This window comes from uncultured Jannaschia sp., assembly GCF_947494025.1.
Lineage (GTDB): Bacteria > Pseudomonadota > Alphaproteobacteria > Rhodobacterales > Rhodobacteraceae > Jannaschia.
On sequence record NZ_CANLTQ010000164.1, the window covers coordinates 1 to 368 of the forward strand.

General features: G+C 72.8%; 1 pseudogene. It reads right to left on the reverse strand.

What is annotated here, in order from left to right:
• Positions 1-368: pseudogene (locus Q1B08_RS21785) on the reverse strand (hypothetical protein); the annotation flags it as partial.

Below are 368 nucleotides of genomic sequence, written 5' to 3' on the forward strand. Positions count from 1 at the left end.
TCCACGAGCGGGCCGCCGAGCGTCGTCGGCGCGGCCATGTCGCCCTCGACCACCTCGCCGTCGGACATGCCGGTGGCAGTGTCGGTCAGGGCCGTGGTGTCGGAAGGCGCCGTGCCCTCGAGTGCCGGATCGGTGGCGGTCAGGCCGGTTTCGACTTCGCCCTCCATCGGCTCGGCCTCGGCCAGGTCTGCCTCCTCGGTGGCCTCCTCGTCCATCAGCGGCTGCGCGGCGTCATCCTCGGCCGGCTCGGCGCTGGCCTCGTCGGTCTCGGGGGTCTCGGACTCGGCACCAGCCTCCTGGAAGGTCACGGTGGGCTCGCCGGACTGGACGAACTCGACCTGCGGCTCGCCGGAGGTGGTGACGTCCAC